The following is a 4,060-nucleotide window of genomic DNA, read 5'->3' as shown; positions in this document are numbered from 1 at the left end:
TTTTTTCCGGGCTATACTAACAGTAACTATCTCTAGCCCTGATGATTACGTCAAGTCTGGCTGAAATGAGAACATCCTCAAAGCCATACACAGACTGCCTTTTTAATTTTCGGACAGGTCTAATGACTGGTAAACCTTTCTGCTTTCACGTCTAGGATTGTTTCACCATGCAAGTAGTTTTTAACTCTAATTTGAATTATCAAATTTTCAGCCTCTATCCTCAACAGGATCAATGGGGCTAAACAATTGATTAACGAACAGGGTATACTGTCAAGGAATGATAGTTATAACGGAAACTTAACATAATAAATTTTCTAGACCAATTCAACCTTCGTCAACACTAAATCATAGTATATCAAATAAAGTTATGTCAGCGCCAAACCCCAATGCTGAAGAGACAATGGATTTGAATTTTGGTGTTAACCACCAAGGAACATATCAGGTACAAACACACTCTTCACCTGTAGTTAGTCTGGCTACCAGAAAAGGAACGATTTCCCAGTTTCTTGCTCCCTTAACCCAGGATACTTTTAAACAAGTAGTTCAGGAAGTTGAGCATAAATTGAAAATTGTTAACGAAACCTTATCCATGTTGGATTATAAAGGTTTTGAAACAATTCTTCCAGAAATGCTGCATTCAATTACCTTGAAAACAGGGGAATTACTAGGAGCAGATCGGACAACGATATTTTTATTAGATGAAGAAAAACAACAACTCTGGTCTATTTTAGCAGAAGGGGAAGGAAAGCGACCATTAGAAATTAGAATTCCAGCGGATAAAGGTATTGCCGGGGAAGTGGCAACTTTTAAGCGAGTCATCAATATTCCCTATGATTTTTATAACGATGTGCGGTCAAAATTTGCTCAAGAACAAGACAAGAGAAATGGCTACCGCACTTACACAATGTTAGCTTTACCGCTATTAAATGAAAATGCAGAATTAGTAGCGGTAGTGCAGTTATTAAATAAATTAAAATACCTACACAATCCCGATGATCCTCTGAAAGAACGCATTGATAAAAAGGGGTTTACCAGTGCAGATGAAAAATTATTTCAAGATTTTGCGCCGTCAATTCGCCTGATTTTAGAGTCGTCTCGCTCTTTTTATATTGCTACTCAAAAACAAAGAGCCGCAGCAGCTTTGATGAAAGCGATTAAGTCTTTAAGTCACAGTAGTTTAGATTTAAAAGATACCCTAAAACGGGTAATGGATGAAGCTAAAGAATTGATGAATGCTGATCGCAGTACCCTGTGGTTGATAGATGGCGATCACCAGGAATTATGGACAACAATTACTCAAGATAACGGTACAACTAAAGAATTACGAGTACCCATAGGTAAAGGCTTTGCTGGGATCGTTGCTGCATCTGGAAAAACCTTAAATATTCCCTTTGATTTATATAAACATCCAGATTCACAAACTGCCCAAAAAATAGATCAAGAAAATGGCTATCGCACTTGTAGTCTGTTGTGTATGCCAGTATTTAACAGTGATCAAAAATTAATTGGTGTTACTCAATTAGTAAATAAAAAGAAAGGAGGAGATTTTGCACCTTATAATCCCTCCCTTTGGCCTCAACCTCCTGAATGCTTCCAAGCTAGTTTTGACGGCAATGATGAAGTATTCATGGAAGCTTTTAATATTCAAGCGGGTGTAGCATTGCAAAATGCCCAATTGTTTGCCAAAGTCAAACAGCAAGAAAAAATGCAGCGGGATATTTTGCGGAGTCTTTCTAATGGTGTAATTTCCTCGGATAAGTCTGGATATATTATCACTGCTAATGAAAGTGCTAAACGTTTACTAGGTTATTCTACAGAGGCGTGTTTAGAGGGGAAATTAGTTAGTGATGTTGTCAATATTAAAGACGGAGATTTTAGCCAATGGTTTGCAGATGCTTTAGCTGCAAATGATGTCAAAGATACCCAGCAGTATTATCCAGATCGTACACTTCTAACTACTACCCAAGAACAGCACAGCATTAATTTATCACTCAACACTATTGCTGATGCGAATGACGAAAATAAAGTGTGTGGCGCACTGGTGGTAATGGATGATATCAGCGATGAAAAGCGTCTGAAAAGCACCATGTACCGTTACATGACTCAGGAGTTGGCAGAAGAATTACTCAAATTAGATGATGCTAAATTAGGAGGCGATCGCAAAGAAGTTACTATCTTATTCTCGGATATTCGTGGCTATACCACCCTCACAGAAAATATGCAAGCTGAGGAAGTGGTAAGTATGCTTAATGAATATTTTGAATCAATGGTAGAAGCTGTATTTAGACATAAAGGCACTCTCGATAAATATATCGGTGATGCCATTATGGCTGTATTTGGTTCTCCCTTACCTTTAGAAAAACACGCCCGTATGGCAGTCGAAACTTCTCTAGAAATGCGCTATCGTTTGCAGGAATTAAATCAACGTCGAGAAGCCTTAAATCAATCAAAAATCAAAATCGGCATCGGCATTAATTCTGATACTGTAATTAGTGGTAATATCGGTTCTAGTAAGCGGATGGAATTTACCGCTATTGGTGATGGTGTCAATCTTGGTTCTCGATTAGAAAGTATTAGCAAACAATATGGTTGCGATATTATCATCAGCGACAATACCTTTAACTTCTGTCATGATGATATTTGGGCAAGGGAACTAGATTTAATTCGTGTTAAAGGCAGAAATGAGCCTGTATCTATCTATGAGTTGATCGGAATGCGTTCTGATTCTATTAACAGTGCCAAACAAGAACTAATTGAACATTATCAGAAAGGAAGAGAGTATTATCTGCAACGTCAGTTTTCACTGGCTCAAATGGAATTTGTGAAAGCTTTAACTGCTCATAATAATGATAAAGCTTCAATGTTATATCTGAGTCGTTGTCAACATTGGCTACAAACACCTCCCACAGATACAACTTGGGATGCTGGTGTTTGGACTTTTCATGAAAAATAAAAGTCAGCCATCAGCTATTCAGGAGAAAGAATCAGTAAACCAAAAAGTTTTTTCCTGAAGGGAGATCGCCAAATACTGTGCAGTATAGAATACTTTTTGATTCCCAATACTTAATCAGCAGACATAGTATAGATAATAATTACTTATGATTAGCTGGTTAATAATTTCTTGACGCTAACCGGATGGAATATAAATGCTTTCAACGATTTGATATTTCCTCTGTAGGGCTTGAGATAAAAAGGCTAACATCTGTTTGAGTGTAAAAAGTGTGCGATAAATTAATCTACTACCTTTCCTTTTCCGACTGATTTTGAGCCATAGTAGATTCACCCAGATTACAGACAATCCATAAATCAAATGTGACGAAATTATCTTTATCTCTTGTAATGGTATAGGTAGTTTTATAACTTTTTTTACCCTTGAGAAATTGTTTGATTCCTCCTTTTTTTCCAGTCTTGATAGCAGGCATAAGAAAGGGAATATCTAATGCCTGTAACCATCTAATTACAGGAGTATTAAAAAATCCCCTATCCAAATAGAGTTTTTTTACATTTATTTTTAGGGATTCAAGTTCGGCTAATAAATAAGTAATTAAAGCCACACTAGTATCTAATTGGCGAACACCTCTTATTGCCAGGGTTACACGCTTATTATTACTAATAACGTATAAACTGGCATAGGCATAAAATGAATTAGTACCAGATTTAGCTTCACTTCGATATATGTAGGGTAATTCTGATGATGTTGGTTTACCATAATAGCAAATTAAATTTAAATCAATCGCTATTTTCAAACACCCCTTTTTTAATCCTAAAGGAATTCGACTTTTTAATGCTTGATTTATTTGCGCTTCTAATTCCTCAAAATTGTTAATTTTATTTAAATGGTATCTAATATCATTAGCTGTCGGAATATTTTTTAACAATTTAGCTGTGTTTTCGATACTATCTCCAGTGCTGGCTGCTTTGACCAGAATCTCGAATAGACCTGTCCGAAATATATAACGGAAAAATGGTAGAACGGTAAATGGAAAATATACCGTGGTTCTACCAAAGATGAAAAATATTACCAATTATATACATATGTACCCAAAACGCGCTAGGGGTA

At 36.2% G+C, this 4,060-nt stretch carries 1 protein-coding gene and 1 pseudogene; one reads left to right on the top strand and one right to left on the bottom strand.

Annotated features, from left to right (window positions below):
- Positions 1-367 precede the first annotated feature (367 nt).
- Positions 368-2,953: a GAF domain-containing protein gene (locus tag FFR48_RS26070; protein ID WP_137669363.1), complete on the top strand. Its 2,586-nt coding sequence runs from the start codon at positions 368-370 to the stop codon at positions 2,951-2,953.
- Positions 2,954-3,127: 174 nt separating this feature from the next.
- Here the strand turns inward: FFR48_RS26070 and FFR48_RS29740 are convergent.
- Positions 3,128-3,938, bottom strand: a pseudogene (locus FFR48_RS29740) (ISH3 family transposase); the annotation flags it as partial.
- Between the last annotated feature and the right edge of the window lie 122 nt (positions 3,939-4,060).

The organism is Sphaerospermopsis reniformis (genome assembly GCF_005402885.1).
GTDB lineage: Bacteria > Cyanobacteriota > Cyanobacteriia > Cyanobacteriales > Nostocaceae > Sphaerospermopsis > Sphaerospermopsis kisseleviana.
The sequence above is the reverse complement of the archived record's forward strand: the minus strand, read 5'-3'. Positions and strand labels throughout refer to the sequence as shown.

Bases quoted from the DNA above. Each gene is read 5' to 3' on its own strand.
- FFR48_RS26070 (WP_137669363.1), top strand. From the start codon at position 368: ATGTCAGCGCCAAACCCCAATGCTGAAGAGACAATGGATTTGAATTTT.